At 56.7% G+C, this 14,561-nt stretch carries 9 protein-coding genes; 7 read left to right on the top strand and 2 right to left on the bottom strand.

Translation table 11 applies throughout. The features are described 5' to 3' along the window. Window positions 1-80 precede the first annotated feature (80 nt). The 5 genes from RCJ00_RS09800 (at window position 81) to RCJ00_RS09780 (ending at window position 6,687) form a co-directional block, all read left to right on the top strand. On the top strand, window positions 81-2,927 hold the full coding sequence (locus RCJ00_RS09800; protein ID WP_316221670.1) for a TonB-dependent receptor: 2,847 nt from the start codon (window positions 81-83) through the stop codon (window positions 2,925-2,927). Between the two features lie 169 nt (window positions 2,928-3,096). After that, a complete protein-coding gene (locus tag RCJ00_RS09795) occupies window positions 3,097-4,725 on the top strand; it encodes a tetratricopeptide repeat-containing sulfotransferase family protein (protein ID WP_316221669.1) in 1,629 nt (542 codons plus the stop codon). Next, window positions 4,722-5,327, top strand: a complete 606-nt coding sequence (locus RCJ00_RS09790) for an aspartyl/asparaginyl beta-hydroxylase domain-containing protein (protein ID WP_316221667.1) — start codon at window positions 4,722-4,724, stop codon at window positions 5,325-5,327. The genes RCJ00_RS09795 and RCJ00_RS09790 overlap by 4 nt, the downstream gene beginning before the upstream one ends. Window positions 5,328-5,331: 4 nt before the next feature. Next, the gene (gene secB / locus RCJ00_RS09785) at window positions 5,332-5,742 is read left to right on the top strand and encodes a protein-export chaperone SecB (protein WP_316221666.1); all 411 of its coding nucleotides are present in this window, start codon (window positions 5,332-5,334) and stop codon (window positions 5,740-5,742) included. Window positions 5,743-5,757: 15 nt separating this feature from the next. Beyond that, window positions 5,758-6,687 carry a sulfotransferase family protein gene (locus tag RCJ00_RS09780; RefSeq protein WP_316221665.1) on the top strand — a complete coding sequence of 310 codons (930 nt, stop codon included), beginning with the start codon at window positions 5,758-5,760 and terminating at the stop codon, window positions 6,685-6,687. A 552-nt stretch (window positions 6,688-7,239) separates the two neighbouring features. Here the strand turns inward: RCJ00_RS09780 and RCJ00_RS09775 are convergent. Then, complete coding sequence (locus RCJ00_RS09775) at window positions 7,240-8,739, bottom strand: tryptophan halogenase family protein (protein WP_316221664.1); 1,500 nt, start codon at window positions 8,737-8,739, stop codon at window positions 7,240-7,242. A gap of 214 nt (window positions 8,740-8,953) precedes the next feature. After that, entirely contained in the window at window positions 8,954-11,806 is a 2,853-nt protein-coding gene (locus RCJ00_RS09770; RefSeq protein WP_316221662.1) for a TonB-dependent receptor, read from the bottom strand. Window positions 11,807-13,007: 1,201 nt separating this feature from the next. Between RCJ00_RS09770 and RCJ00_RS09765 the strand changes: the two genes are divergently transcribed. Beyond that, the gene (locus RCJ00_RS09765; RefSeq protein ID WP_316221661.1) at window positions 13,008-13,583 is read left to right on the top strand and encodes an RNA polymerase sigma factor; all 576 of its coding nucleotides are present in this window, start codon (window positions 13,008-13,010) and stop codon (window positions 13,581-13,583) included. Further along, window positions 13,558-14,529, top strand: coding sequence for a FecR family protein (locus RCJ00_RS09760; protein WP_316221660.1), 972 nt, complete (start codon window positions 13,558-13,560; stop codon window positions 14,527-14,529). The genes RCJ00_RS09765 and RCJ00_RS09760 overlap by 26 nt, the downstream gene beginning before the upstream one ends. Window positions 14,530-14,561 lie beyond the last annotated feature (32 nt).

The raw sequence follows: 14,561 nt of genomic DNA, 5'->3' as shown, positions 1-14,561 counted from the left end.
CTCCAACTTTGGCTTGGTCGCGCAATTTTACCAGAACGTGGTGCCCACTTTCGGATTGCGCTCATAGGGAGACACTATTCATGGGGGCTTTTCGCAAACCCGCACTGCGTTCCTGGTTGCTCGCGTCTACCGCCCTGGCGGTTTGGGAGGCTAGCGCCGCGTCGACTCTGGCGCAGACCACTACGACCGCGCCGAGCGACGAAACTGTGGTGGTGGTGACGGCGCAGAAGCGCAAGGAACCGCTGCAAAAGGTCCCAACGTCGATCCAGGTCGTGTCCGGGGAAAAGATCGACCAGCAAGCTATCGACACCTACAAGGACGTGATCCAGATGATGTCGGGCGTGACGATTCGCGAGCACAGCGACCCGCGCAATGTCGGCCTGATCATCCGTGGCGTCGGCTCAAATCAGTCCTTCATCGGCATTGAGCCCGACGCCGCCGTCAATCTCGACGGCGAAGTGATGTCGCGCAGCTCTGCTCTCTTCGGGGACATAGGTGACACCGATTCGATCGCTGTCCTCAAAGGCCCGCAGGGAACACTGTTCGGCAAGAATTCGGTCGCCGGCGTGATGCAGATTAAGACCAAACGCCCCTCGCTCAAGGGCAATGAGGGCGCTTTCCGCCTGCTGGCCGACCAAGGCATGACTCAGACCTTCGGTGAAATCAACGCATCGGGCATGTACAACTACGTCATCGACCCGGATTCCGCAGTGCGCATCAACCTTTTCGACAAGAAGGATTCCGGTTGGGTCGAAAACGTCAAAGGCGGTCCCAACGGCGGCGCCACCAAGGGGTACGGCGGTCGCGTCCAATACCTGCACAAGTTCGGTGACGACACCGACCTGCTGCTGCGCGCCGACTACCAGAAATCGACCTTCGGCCCTTCGACACGCGTATATTTGCAACGAGATGACTTCACGATCGGAAATGCCTTTGGCCAGATTCCACAGTCGGTGATCGACAGCCTGCACCTGTCAGCGGCCGACCTGCAAAAACTGCTAACGACTAACCTCCAATATCTGTCGCAGACGCCCTCCGGCCCTGACAATCACAAGACTTCGGCCTCTGCCGTGCGCGATTACGGCGGGACTCATTCGTTCGGCCTGTCGGAAGAACTGACCCATCGTTTCGGCTCGGGCTATGAGCTCAACTGGGCGACCTTCTATCGCGACGAAACGCTGACCAGCAACGACGACACTTTATCGACCTGGGTCAATGCCTTCCCACTAAACTTTTCCGGTCCGGTCCAGAGCAAGACCTTTCAGTCCGAACTGCGCCTGGCCTCGCCGATCGGACCCAAGTTCGACTATGTTGCCGGCCTGTTTTACCTGCATTCTAAGGTGCGCCGAGACCAAAGAGTCCTGGCCTGTCAGGATCCGGGGCTCGACAATTCGACGATCGACGCCAATGGCAATGTCACCAACTGCGGTGGGTATGCCTTCGGCTGGGACGTCGTCAATCCGGGCGTCACGGGCTTAGGCGACCTTATCTACAATCGCGAAATTCATAACAACAACCTGATCACTGACAATGCAGCGATCTTCGCCCAGGGCAATTACCACTTCACAGACAAGCTGACCCTGACGGTCGGCGGCCGTCTGTTGCAGGAACATCAACGCTTCGCCCTCGACATCCGCGACGACGGCATTCAAAACGTCGATGTTCGCCCGACGCTTTTGTGGATTAATGACGCCAATGGCGATCGTATCGTCTTCCCTGGCGGACGTTTCAACGTGCCTAACCCATTCTATGGCTTGCCGAGCAACAACCCGGCGACCAATCTGGATGTGCGCAACCCGAACACGCCGCTGCGGACCGCGTCGAAGAGCAGCAACGACACTGCCTTTACCTACAAGGCCGCCTTGCAGTTCCAGGCGACGCGCGACGTCATGACCTACTTGAGCTATTCGACCGGCTACAAGGGCGTGGCATGGTTCACAGATTCGGATGTCGGCCAACAAAAGCTCGACACCGAGTACCCGATAGCGCCGGAAACGTCGCAAAACCTCGAACTGGGTGTTCGCTCGCAATGGTTTAATCGCCGTCTGACCTTCAACGCCACCTTGTTCGATACGACGTTCTATCATTACCAGGACCGTCTTGTGACGCTCGACTATGATCTGTTTCCGATCGTCCACGGGGGTTTGCAGAACATCGCCAACGATCCGCTGGCGTCCGGCCAGCCGATCCGCCGCTTCGACATTGTCGACACCGGCAACCTGAATAGCAAGGGCGTCGATGTCGAAATGAATTGGCGGGTTCTAGACCACCTAACACTAAGCGCTAACTACAGCCATGTCGACGCCCGGTTTAGCAACACCAATGTGCTGATTACATGTAACGCCGCCATCTCCAACGGAGCTAGCGCTTCGGCCTGTACGGCACCACTGAATTACGGCGAATTCTTCGACTACACCTTCCCGCGCCGCGGCCGGTTCTTCAGCCTAAACGGCGCTCAGTTGGCCAATGCGCCAACGGACACCTTGGCCGCCGACGCAGTCGTCGACTTCAAGGTCCATGGCTGGTCATCCTACCTTCGCTGGAATTACCGCTACGCGTCCGAGCAGTATACTAACCACGGCGGCAAGGCGAACAACGACTATTCCACGACTACACCAGCTTACGGCATTCACAACCTGTTCCTGGGTGTGGCGTCGCCTAGCGGCAAGTATCGCTTCAACGTCTATGTCAAAAACCTGATGGACAAGCACTACTACGTCTACAAGACCAACTACGGCGACGGCTTGGCCGAAAACGCCGTCGGAGGGTCATTGACGACCGTGCCTGAACTGGTCGGCATCGCTCAAGCCTATCCGACCTATGGCGCCGTGCCCAACGGCCAGTTCTTCCGTCACCGTGCGGAAAACGCGGATGTGCCGCGCGACTTCGGCCGCTATGTCGGCGCGACATTCGAGATGTCGTTCTAAGCTACATTGCGTCCAAAGATTGTGGCCGTCGCCACCTAAACCGGCGGCCACAGCGTAGGCCTTAAGCTGCGGAAACGGTGCTCCCGGCTTTCCGCAGCCTGGCGTACCTCCTGCGTTGCCACGTGTTTGTTCCGTTTCCAAGCGTTCGTTTTAAAGATAGACTGCCTTCATGTCCGAACAAAGCCGTCTTCAATCATCGTCTCGGCGCGAGCTTAGCCCGCTGCGCCAGGAACGACGGCTTGCGCGCGCCAGGACCCTTGCCGACAGCGAACCCTTCGAGGCTCTGGACGAGGTTCACGCCCTGCTCGATGCCGGGGTGACGAGCGCGCCGGTCTATGCTCTGCAGTCCGAACTTCTGACCGCCCTTGGCTGCGGCACGTTTGCTGCCGTCGCCGCCGAAAACGGACTGGCGGCCGGCGGCGACCGCCTGACGTTTTTGCGCCTGCTGCTCAAGGCGCACCTGACCGCTTTCAACCGTAAGCCGGCAAGCCGGGTGCTGGACAGCCTGATTGCCATGACAGGACCGGACGGCGCGCCGCTCGATCGGCCTGTGCGCGAAGAGGCCGCCTTCGCCGCCCACGAACTGCATCGCTACGACCTGGCCGAAGCGCTTTATAGTGAGCTCCTTAGGGAAAATCCAGACGACCCCAAGGCCTCCATCAATCTCGCCTATGCCCGCCACAAGACCGGGCGGCTGGACCAAGCCAGGGACTTGTATACCCATGCCGTAACAGTCCGGCCCGAGGCCACCAACGGCCTGCGTCTACTGGTCGATTCCCGCAGGCAGACGCCGGACCATAATGACAAGGCCCTGGTGCTCGACACGCTTGGCCGGCTTTCGCCCGGCTCAGAAGACTTCGCCACGGCCAGCTTCGCGCTCGGCAAGGTAGAGGAAGATCTTCAGCAGTACGATGCCGCTTTCGCCGCCTTCTCGGCGGGCGCGGCGATTATGCGTGGCCGAATGCCCTATACGACAGAGGCGTCACGGTCCACTTTCGAGACGACCAAACGCTGGTTCGACCGGCCGCAGCGCACAGTCTTGGCATCACCCATGGGCCCGAACCCCATATTTGTCCTGGGCATGCCGCGCACGGGATCGACGCTGATCGACCGCATCCTGTCGAGCCATACCCAAGTCCGCTCCATGGGGGAGCTCGGGTGTTTCAAGGAAGCGATGAAGGTCGTCACGGGTTACGGAGGAGGCGACGGGTTCCACGAACATTTCTACAGCTGCCGCGACCGAAAGATCGACCTTGACGCGCTGGGACGGATATATATCAACGCCGCCTCGCCCGCCGATTTCCAGGCCTGGTATTTCATTGACAAGTATCCGATGAACTTCATGGACCTTGGGCTCATCGCCCAGGCGCTGCCGAACGCGCGCTTCATCCACACCTTGCGCCATCCACTCGATACCGTCTTCGGCAATTTCAAGCAGCTCTTTACGCTGGGTTTCTACCACTATTCCTACGATCTCAGGGAAGCGGCCGAATATTACCTGCTCTATCGAGACCTAATGGCTTTCTGGCGCGACCGCTTTCCCGGTCGCATCCTTGATATCGTCTACGAGGATCATATCGCCGACCCGTACGGCACCGCCCACACCCTGCTCGATCATCTTGGCCTCGATTGGGACGACCGCGTCCTGCGTTTTCATGAAAACGCCGCGCCGGTCGACACCGCCAGCCTCAGCCAGGTCCGCCGGCCGATCTATAAAACTGCCGTCGGCCACTGGCAGCGCTATGAAAAGCACCTCGGGCCGGCCATAGACGCCCTGGCGGGACAGGTGCCGCTATGAATATCCGTGACGATGCCCTCCGCCTCGGCCAATTCGATATCTCGGCCCTGCAGGCGCGGGTCGATGCCTTGACTGAGGCCGACTGGATTGCCGACACCAGCCGCCAGCAAATCTTCGACGCGCATGCGCGCACCCATACCATCCGCCTAATCTTCGACGCCGACTATCGCCACACCGACCCAACCATACACCCTTTTTTTCACGCGTTCGCGCCGCTGTTGGCCCCGCTGATGAGCCACATTCGCGGTTACTATCTCCAGTCGCTGCGCCAACGTAGGGTCGCTGAAAAGCATGGCGACGGCTATTTCGTCCGCATCATCCTCACGCGTCTGGCCGCCGGCGCCGAGATTACGCCTCATGTGGACGACGGCCAGTCACTGCGCCGCTGCCACCGCATCCACGTGCCGCTCTTTACCCATCCTGATTGCCAGTTCACTGTTGGCGCCAAAACGTGGAACATGCCGGCTGGCGAGATGTGGGAAATCAACAATCGGCGCATCCACGCCGTCAGCAATGCCAGCGCGAAACCGCGCGTCCATCTCATTCTCGACTACGTCCAGCCGGGCGAAACCATCTTCGACCTCGAACCCCTTACCGCGTGAGACAATGACTCAGGAATTCAGCATCCGCCGCCTCTATGTCAAGGATATCTCGTTCGAAGCGCCTGGCGGCGCGCACACTTTCACTAAGGCTTGGGACCCGGAAATCAAGGTAGATGTCGACGTATCCAAGGAGCAATTGGGCGAGACGACGCACGACGTGACTCTCATCTTGACAGTAGTGGTGCGCAATGCCGGCGAGGTCGCTTTCATGCTCGAAGTCCTGCAGGCTGGTATCTTCCACGTCACCGGCTATGACGGCGAAATGCTGCATCGGATCCTGCATACGGTCTGCCCGAACGCTCTATTTCCCTATGCGCGGGAGGCGATCGACAATATCGTCATCAAGGGCAGCTTCCCGCCCCTGATGCTGGAACCCGTAAATTTCGAGGCCATCTATCTCGACAACAAGGCTTAAAGCGTGGACGTGCACGTGCACAAGCGCGTTCGACGCCTGGCGATGCGTTTCGGCGATGCCGAAGTTGCGGCGGCTTTAGGTGACCCCGTCTTCATCGTCTCTGCGCCCCGCTCGGGCAGCACGCTGCTGTTTTCTCTATTGGGAAACAGTCCGGATATCTGGACGATCGGCGGCGAAAGCCATGTCATATTCCAGCAGTTCCCGAAACTTAAAGCCGCAGATGACGCGTTCAGTTCCGGCGCGCTCGGCGCCGGCCACGCCGATGCCGCGACGGCGGCGCAAATACGCCGCTTCTACCTCGCCTCGTTGTGCAATGTTCGCGGCGAAACCACATATGATCGTATAACCTCCGGGTCCCCAAAGGAAGGCGTCTTCGTCGAAAAGACGCCGCGCAATGCGCTCAACATCCCATTTCTGCTTGGTATTTTTCCGACGGCGCGCTTTATCTTCCTGCACCGTGATCCGCGGGCCAATATCGCGAGCATAATAGAAGGCTGGCAAACCGGGATCAGGACGGGCCAATTCGTCACCTATCGCGACCTACCCGGCCGGCCCGGACCTTGGTGCTTCCTACTGCCGCCCGGCTGGCAGGCCCACGCCCAAGCTCCGCTTGCCGAAATCGCCGCCTTCCAGTGGCGCGCGGCCAACGAAGCCATCCTCGACACCTTGCCCACAGGGCGCTGGATAAGCCTGGCCTATGAAGATTTGATCGCCGATCCCCGTACACAGCTGCGCCGGCTGTGCGATTTTTGCGTCGTGGCTACAGGCCCCGCGCTCGACCAGGTGGCGCACCTGCCGTTGTCGGCCTCGACAATATCCGCGCCGTCGCCAGACAAATGGCGGCGCTTCGAACATGAGGTCCTGGACCAAGAGGCGGAATACCGTCCTGCCGAAGTCCGATTGCTTGGCCTGCCAGGCGCGAGTAGAGGCCCGTGCCCCTCCTAGGCAAATTACCTCTTTTAGGATGGAATTGCTCTAGGGGCTGCCTCCATGTTGCACACTTTTGGGGCATGTATATCGAACGAGCGATCTACTTCTCACCTTGGCCGTAACCCCCACTGATCACTGCCATAAGATGTGGCATCTGCTGCGCTGGGTTAATCTTAGCGGTGGTTCTAACCTTTGGGATACTTCTGCAGGCGCGAGGTGGACGACCATTCGTTGGGTTTACGCCAGAAAAAGTCAATTACATGGTTGATCTAACATCTTGATGAGCTTATCGCTGATCCGAGTGAATGTTCAGAGGTCAGCTATACAGAACTTATTCAGTTTGCTTTGAATGAAATGTCAATATTTTGAAGTGCGGCCGCTTGGACATACGAACCGCATTCAGAAGTGCCCGCTCAGCCGCCCTTTCTGACTTTAGGTGCGCAGATTCCTCGGCACTACTAGCGACTATAGTTTCGTTCACGTTTCCTAACGGGGAGAAGCTGACTTGAAGCGCTACGTTGCTTGAATTCTAGGTTGATAGGCGATCCCAGCAGGGCTTCTTCACTGTTATTTTTGAGCGGCCGTTCGTATTCTCGCGAGTACGTCTTCATGTGTCGGAAGGGCATCGGCGCCGTTGCGAATAACGGTGCGCATGCGTTGCAAACTGGCGCGCACCTCGTCTTCGGGCAAGAGGTCGGCTTGAGGATCATAGCCTCTTGGCCATAGCCCTTGCCCCAGCATGACCGCAACCCAGCTAGTCTCCTTGAATAGCTCTCCCGGATCCAGAACCAGGCGCCCCATATTGGTAAAGACCGCCATGCGATTAGCAAGACTTTCCGGAATATCCATGTTGCGAACCTGACGCCAGAACGGTGTGTCTTCGCGCTGCGTTTGCTTGTAATGCAGGATAACGAAATCCCTGACCGCCTCGTATTCCGTTGCCATCAACCTGTTGTACAGGTCCATTTCCGCCTGATCGATTCCCTGCGCGGGAAAGAGGGACATCAAGGTCGCGATGCCGCGTTGCACCAGGTGGATGCTGGTGGATTCCAAAGGTTCGATGAAACCCGATGCCAACCCCAGTGCCACCACATTCTTGTTCCAGGACAGGCGGCGTCGGCCAGTGGTAAATCGCAGGGGTCTGGGTGTTGCGGATGCCGGACCGTCTAGGCCGGCCAGCAAATCTACTTCGGCTTCATCGTCGCTCATAAAGTCGCTGCAATAGACGTGGCCATTGCCGATGCGATGTTGCAGAGGAATACGCCATTGCCAGCCCGCGCGTCCTGCCGTCGAACGCGTGTAGGGTTGGGCGGGGCCGGTAATGGCACTCGGCACAGCAAAGGCCCGGTTCATGGGTAGCCAGTGAGACCAATCGATATATCCGGTCTTAAGAGCGTCTTCTATCAACAGGCCGCGGAAGCCTGAGCAATCTATATAGAGGTCCGCCCGAAGAACACGCCCGTCCGATAGTTGCAAGGTGTCGACAAACCCCGTTTCACTATCGAGATTAACGCCGTCAATATGCGCGGAAATGTGGTTTACACCGTGCTGAACTGAGAGTTCGCGAAGAACGCCGGCATAAAGCGTAGCATCAAGGTGTAAGGCGTAAGACATTTTAGATAGAACGTTTCGCGGGTCGTCCGACGGCCGGCTAAATTTCCCGGCATAGGCTGCCACCGTGGGCATGGAGTAATCGGAAAGTGCGCCTTCACGTGTTCTCAGCCAGTGATGATGAAACTGCACACCGGCGAGATTGGCACCGTGGCCGCCGAAGGGATGGAAATACCGGTCCCCCAAGGCGCCCCAGTTAAGAAATTCGATGCCGAGCTTATAGGTCGCTTTCGTCTTGCGCACCAGCTCGTCTTCGTCCAATCCGAGCTTGGCGTTGAGCTGTAGTATTGGGGGGATTGTCGCTTCGCCAACACCGACCGTGCCGATTTCCGGCGACTCCACCACGGTAACGGAAACGCTATGCGGCGCGATACTGGTCGACAAGACGGCCGCCGCCATCCAACCGGCGGTACCACCGCCGACGATGATGATATTTTTGACGGGCTGCGCTTGCATCCTTGTTCCCCGTTATTCCTGATTTGCAGTAGTTTAATGAGCGGGGACCGCACCGATGGAAACGTCCAAAGGTGGTGTACCCATCCACATACCACGTTTTTGGGTTTGGTTTGGGACGAGACAGAACGCCCACGTTTGGTACGCAGGCGTTCTGACGGCGTCAGAAGACGTCGGTGTTAGGCAACCGGCCGAGCACGCCCGGCCGGTCCCTCTATCAATACTTCAAACGAATGCGAGCGGATATGCGGCGATCGTTGATTTGGTAGTTGCGCAGGAGTATTTCCCTGCCCTGATAACTCTTTTGGACGGTGTCCGTCAGATTTTGCCCATCGATTGTGAATGAGACATGTTCATTCAGATCGTAGCTGACCGACGCATCGAGCGACCCGTAAGCCTTGAAGTAGATTGGCAGCGAAACAGCGCCGGTTTCATTCACCGAGTCAAGGTAGTCAGAGCGCCAGTTGTAGGCGACGCGAGCGTTCCAACCGTACTTGTCGTAAAGCACCATAAAGTTATAGCTGTTCTTCGACAGGTTAACCAGAGGCACCGCAAACGCCGCGCCGCCGATCGTTTGAGACGCGACCGTGCCCGCATCACTGTCAGCCAGGGTGTAGTTTGCAGCAACGCCGAGGCCTGACCATGCGCCAGGGAGGAAGTCAAAGAACTTCTGTCCGGAGATTTCGAAGCCCTTGACGTAACCACTGGTCACGTTCGTCACTGCGGTCCCATCGAACCGCACGACACCGACCGTTGGGACGGTTTCGGTAATCGAGTACGGCCGGGAGTCAATCAGATCGGCGATATCCTTATGATAGAAGTCGATCGTCAGGCTGCCGTCTTTGGCGAAATACCATTCCAAGGAAGCGTCATAAGATGTCACGCGCTCAGGCTTAAGGTCCGGATTGCCCGGTCGATTGACGCTGCCCTGATAGGGGTTGGTCGTGGCATTATATGGCTGGCCAGGATTCACAGTATCCGGCGTCGTGTTGTTACCCGTATAATTGGGGTTGATAGTGTAGGTCGGATTGAGTTGCGAGAAGTCTGGCCGATAGATGTTCTTGGAGAACGCAAAGCGGGCCTGGAGCTTGTCAGTCAGGTGTACCCGGAGATTGAAGCTGGGTAATAGGAAGTTGTATTTGTTGCCGCCGGAATAGGGCGTCTCGACTTTTGTCTGGGTCGTTGTCCCGTAGGTGAGCGTCTTGTAACCCTCTCCCGTTTCTTCCGTCTCGACATAACGAACGCCAGCGTTCCCGTCGAAATTAAATCCAGCCAGTTCAGAGCCAAAGGTCGTTTTCAGATAGACCGCTGTATCGTCCTCTTTGATGGGACTAAATGATTTGTGGAGTGGATCGTTAAAGTCCGGAAAGTCGATCGTATTACCCGTGAGCGTCTTATAGTGTGCAAATGCATCTTGAGGGTTCTTCGAGTCGCTTTGTAGCCACCCCAGAACCGGACCAAAGACCGACGAAGTCCCGTCGCCGCGCAAAATCGTTTGCTGCTTCGGGTTCACCTGAACAAACGCCGGATTCGCGGCAACAGATTCCGATGTCGATGAGAAGCCATTCCAACTGCTGGCATCACGGTTGATCGCATTCTTGCGGCTATACCGCACGCCGCCACTGACTTGCCGGAAAAAGCCGTTGTCGAAATCCCAGGTCAGATCGAGCTTGATGGCATCGGCGGTCGCGGTATTGCGGGTCGCGGTTGGTTGAACCGCTCCATAATTATAGTTCGCCGGGTTTGCCAGATAACCCGGTGTGTCCGTACCCTGAACCGGGAATTTGCCCGTATTGTCGAAGACATAGTTATAGCTGGCTCGGGTCGAGTTTGAAAATAGGTATTCATTCGCGCCCTTCTGGTTGACCTCGGAATCCAGATGTTCGTAATCCGCCGCTAAACGCAGGTGCGGCGTCACGTGCCATTTGAAGCCAGTGGTGAACTCAGTCGTGCTCGTCTTACGGTTTGTGCCGAAAACGCCGGAGAAAAGACCTGGGTTGGCAAGGCTACCCGCGACGGCCACGCCGTCCTCGACCTTAAAAGTCCCGGTTGGCTTGGCGCCACCATCTGAGACGAAGTAGGAATTGCCTAGAGTTTGGAAATTGTAGGTCGAATTGAACAGCTCAGCATAGGCTTCAAAATTTTCATTCGGCCGCCACTGGAATGAGAAGTTTTGGCTACTGCGCACTCTGGTACCGTTTTGGACGTTAAAGCCGCCGCCCTTAGGAACCAGGACATTCTCGGTTTCATGACCCTGGACGGGCGTACACTGCACTGCCGAGCCATCCGGGGTGGCATGTACCGGCGTACCGTTCGTATTACACGGCCCCCAATATTGATAGGGCTCGACCTGATCCAGATCCTGGCGGAAGGCGGTTGTCTGATACGAGGCGTTGGCTAGGAAGCCGACTTCACCGATACTTGTCGACCAACGGTTACTATACAGGGCAGAGACGTTCTCTCCCGTCTTCTTAGCCAGATCGTAGTTGGTAACGGAGGCGGTTGCCGACATCACCTCTCCCTTGGCATCGAAAGGCTTGCGGGTAACAAGGTTGATCGTGCCAGCCAGAGACCCTTCGATCATATCGGAAGACGGGTTCTTATACACATCGAGGCGTGCCAGCAAATCTGGGCCGACTTCATCATACGACAGGCCAACACCGCCATTTGCCGAGAATATATCATGGCCATTGAGTTCGGTCCGGACCTGATTAAGTCCGCGAATTGCTACTGTGCTTCCGTCGCCCAGATTACGTTGAATTTGGATGCCCGGAATACGCTGAAGCGATTCGGCAATGTCCACGTCGGGAAACTTTCCAATGTCCTGCGCCGTGATCGAATCGACGATTTGGTCGGACTTTTGCTTGACTGCCTGCGCAGTCGCCAGGCTGTTACGCAAGCCCGTAACCACGACGACTGTGTCGTCAGTGCTCGGCGCTGTGTTGTTTGTTGCGGTGGTGTCCGGCGCGGCCTTGTTGTCTACGACTTGCGCGAGGGCTGATGTAGCCATGCAGACAGTTGCGAGTGCGATAACTGACGCGCCCGCCAGCGAACGTGACGTTTTTGCCATTTTAGTTTCCTTCCTAACATAATCACCCGTCTTAAATTATGCGGGCTGAGGACGGCATAAACCTTACGGCCACAAATGGAAATATCTTTCATATAGGAAAGTATTACTTTTGAAAGAATGTGCCCTTTTGGTATCACCTATGCAACAGATTGGTACTCTACGCCTACGCGCGCCGGACAGATGTTTAAATGCATCTTTGATCAAATGGGTACGCCAACTGTTATTTCAGGCAGTCCTACTGGCGGGAAATACGGCAAAAAAATCCCCTTGCGCTGCGGTGCAAGGGGAAATCAATGACATTGATCGCATTTGAATCTGGGAGAAAAAATTCGCGCCCAACGCACAGCTCATAAAACCGCAGCCATAAACTTCTCAGGTCTGAGCTATTATCACACAATAACAACCGGCCATTTTGCTGTCAAATATAAAATATGGTTTTATTTGCTTAAACGTACTCACGGGTATCGAGCGCATCAATCTGCTCAACTATTGTTATGGGACACACGCCGCGGCGTTTTCAGCATGCGGAAATTGCCTTACGTCGCACCACACTACCTTGTCGAAATTGAGCATAAGAGTTACCAAATTCCCAATTCCAGGTCTTCTTCCTTGGTCGAGGCGCGATGCTGCACGCCATCGATGCTGGCGGAACAATGCCAGGTTTTATTGATGTGGTGGTAAAGCTGAACATTACCCCCCAAGATTTGATGACTAGCTATAACCGTGACCTCATAACTACCTCTATGAGGGCGGGAATTTACAATACAACTTTATAGCCAAATTTTTGCCCTGTTAGAGTTAGGCGATTTCGGCTTTAAAACGCAAAAGGACCTCCCGCGGGGAGGCCTTTAATGTGCTGTATTCGCTATAGTTTGGTTGCGAGGTCAGATTTGAACTGACGATCTTCGGGTTATGAGCCTGAGCGCCTACTTGCTGGCCTTCTTTTTGGCAGATAACATAGCTGTGAGTATGCAATCCCCTCATCCTCGTGGATCGTATTTCCACATCCCATCTATAATCACTCTCATTCAGATAGTTACCAATCGAGTTGGATTTCTGTCACCGGAACAATCGCATCAACCCCAAAAACGGACTGGATCTTAAAGATGCCAGCGCTTAGGTCCGACACTTTCCGCAACAAATTACACATTCTCTTTACGGAAACGCTCGCCTCACGCATCCTATATACAGGAGGGCCTTCATGGATTCGGCGCCGGGTCACATTATTGGGTGGGTGGGATCACATATTCTGCCGCACGAATCCGACGTACGCGCCTGGCTGCGTCGGGCGCAACTGGGGCATGAAGACATAGAGGACATTGTCCAGGAGTCCTATTGCCGCATGGCGGCCCTAAGCAGCGTCGATCATATCGCGTCGCCACGAGGTTACTTTTTCACGGTCGCAAAGAATATCGCCCTAATGCGTGTCCGCCGCGCCCGGATTGTGCGCATAGAAAGCGTGGACGAGATCGACCGCCTCGACGTCATGAGCGACGCCCCGTCTCCCGAGCAGATAACGGTCGGACGCTCGGAACTGGCCAGGTTGAAACGGCTGATCGCCTCACTGCCCACCCGGTGTCGCCGCATCTTCGAGATGCGCAAGATCCAGGGCCTGCCCCAGAAAGAAATTGCCCGGGTCATGGGCGTGAGTGAAACCATTGTTGAAAATGAGTCAGCCAAGGCCCTCAGGCTGATCATGCGGTCCATTGCTTCCGAAGAAAGCCATTTTCAGCCGCAAAAGGAGTTGAAGCGTGACACCGACGCCAATCGAAACTAGCGAAGAGATTGAGCGCGCGGCAAGCCTGTGGGCGGTAAAGGACCGTCCGCTTAGCCCCATGGACGACGCGTCTCTACGTGAGTGGCTGGCCGGCGATCCCCGCCGACGCGGCGCCTTGCTGCGGGCGCAAGCCACTTGGTCATCGCTGTCTCGGGCTCGGGCCCTTGGCCCCTCCGCTCGTTGGCAGGGCATCCAGCCCAGCATAATCGCGACGGTGTCGCGGCGCAGGCTGCTGGCTGCGACAGGCGCGTTGGGCGGCCTGATGGCTGCCGGCGTGGCGGGTCTGATTATCAATCGCTACACAAACGAGACCATCACGCGGAAGGGTGAAATCCGCCGCCTGCCGATGAGCGACGGCTCGATCGCGACCATAAATACCGAGAGCCGCATCAAGATCGACATGACCGATACCCAGCGTCGCGTCGATCTAATCAGTGGCGAAGCCTGGTTCAAGGTGGCCAAGAACAAGGAACGCCCGTTTGTTGTGGCGGCCGGCATGGCGCGGGTTCAGGCTGTGGGGACGGCCTTTTCGGTAAACCGGCGGGATGGCGGGGCCGAGGTGCTCGTAACCGAAGGTACCGTCAAAGCCTGGCTGGATGGAGCGGATCAGCAAGCTGTGCTGCTTAAGGCGGGCGACCGCACCTTCATGGGGCAAAAAAACACGATTACGATCGAACACGCGCCTGAAGCGATCGACAGCGCGCTGGCCTGGCGTGAGGGCCAGATTGCGCTTAATGGAAAAAGCCTTTCAGAGGCGGCGGCGGAATATAATCGTTATAACCAGATAAAGATCGTCATCGATGATCCGGATCTGGCCAGCGAACGCCTGCTGGGCCGGTTTAGCACCGATGATCCGGACGCCTTTTCCAGCGCCGTCGCCCAGGCCTTCGGTGCGGAAATCATCCGGACCGATAAGGCTATATATATAGGCATGAAAAAAAAGTGATACAGACCGTACGGAACTGAAACGGCCGAACA

The organism is Asticcacaulis aquihabitans (assembly GCF_032490435.1).
GTDB lineage: Bacteria > Pseudomonadota > Alphaproteobacteria > Caulobacterales > Caulobacteraceae > Asticcacaulis.
Note: the sequence above shows the minus strand (reverse complement) of the source record. Positions and strands in the feature narration are given on the sequence as shown.

Excerpts from the sequence above, each read along its gene's own strand:
- secB (WP_316221666.1), top strand. The coding sequence starts at position 5,332 with ATGACTCAGGAATTCAGCATCCGCCGCCTCTATGTCAAGGATATCTCG.
- RCJ00_RS09795 (WP_316221669.1), top strand. The coding sequence starts at position 3,097 with ATGTCCGAACAAAGCCGTCTTCAATCATCGTCTCGGCGCGAGCTTAGC.
- RCJ00_RS09800 (WP_316221670.1), top strand. The coding sequence starts at position 81 with ATGGGGGCTTTTCGCAAACCCGCACTGCGTTCCTGGTTGCTCGCGTCT.
- RCJ00_RS09765 (WP_316221661.1), top strand. The coding sequence starts at position 13,008 with ATGGATTCGGCGCCGGGTCACATTATTGGGTGGGTGGGATCACATATT.
- RCJ00_RS09770 (WP_316221662.1), bottom strand. The coding sequence starts at position 11,806 with ATGGCAAAAACGTCACGTTCGCTGGCGGGCGCGTCAGTTATCGCACTC.
- RCJ00_RS09775 (WP_316221664.1), bottom strand. The coding sequence starts at position 8,739 with ATGCAAGCGCAGCCCGTCAAAAATATCATCATCGTCGGCGGTGGTACC.
- RCJ00_RS09790 (WP_316221667.1), top strand. The coding sequence starts at position 4,722 with ATGAATATCCGTGACGATGCCCTCCGCCTCGGCCAATTCGATATCTCG.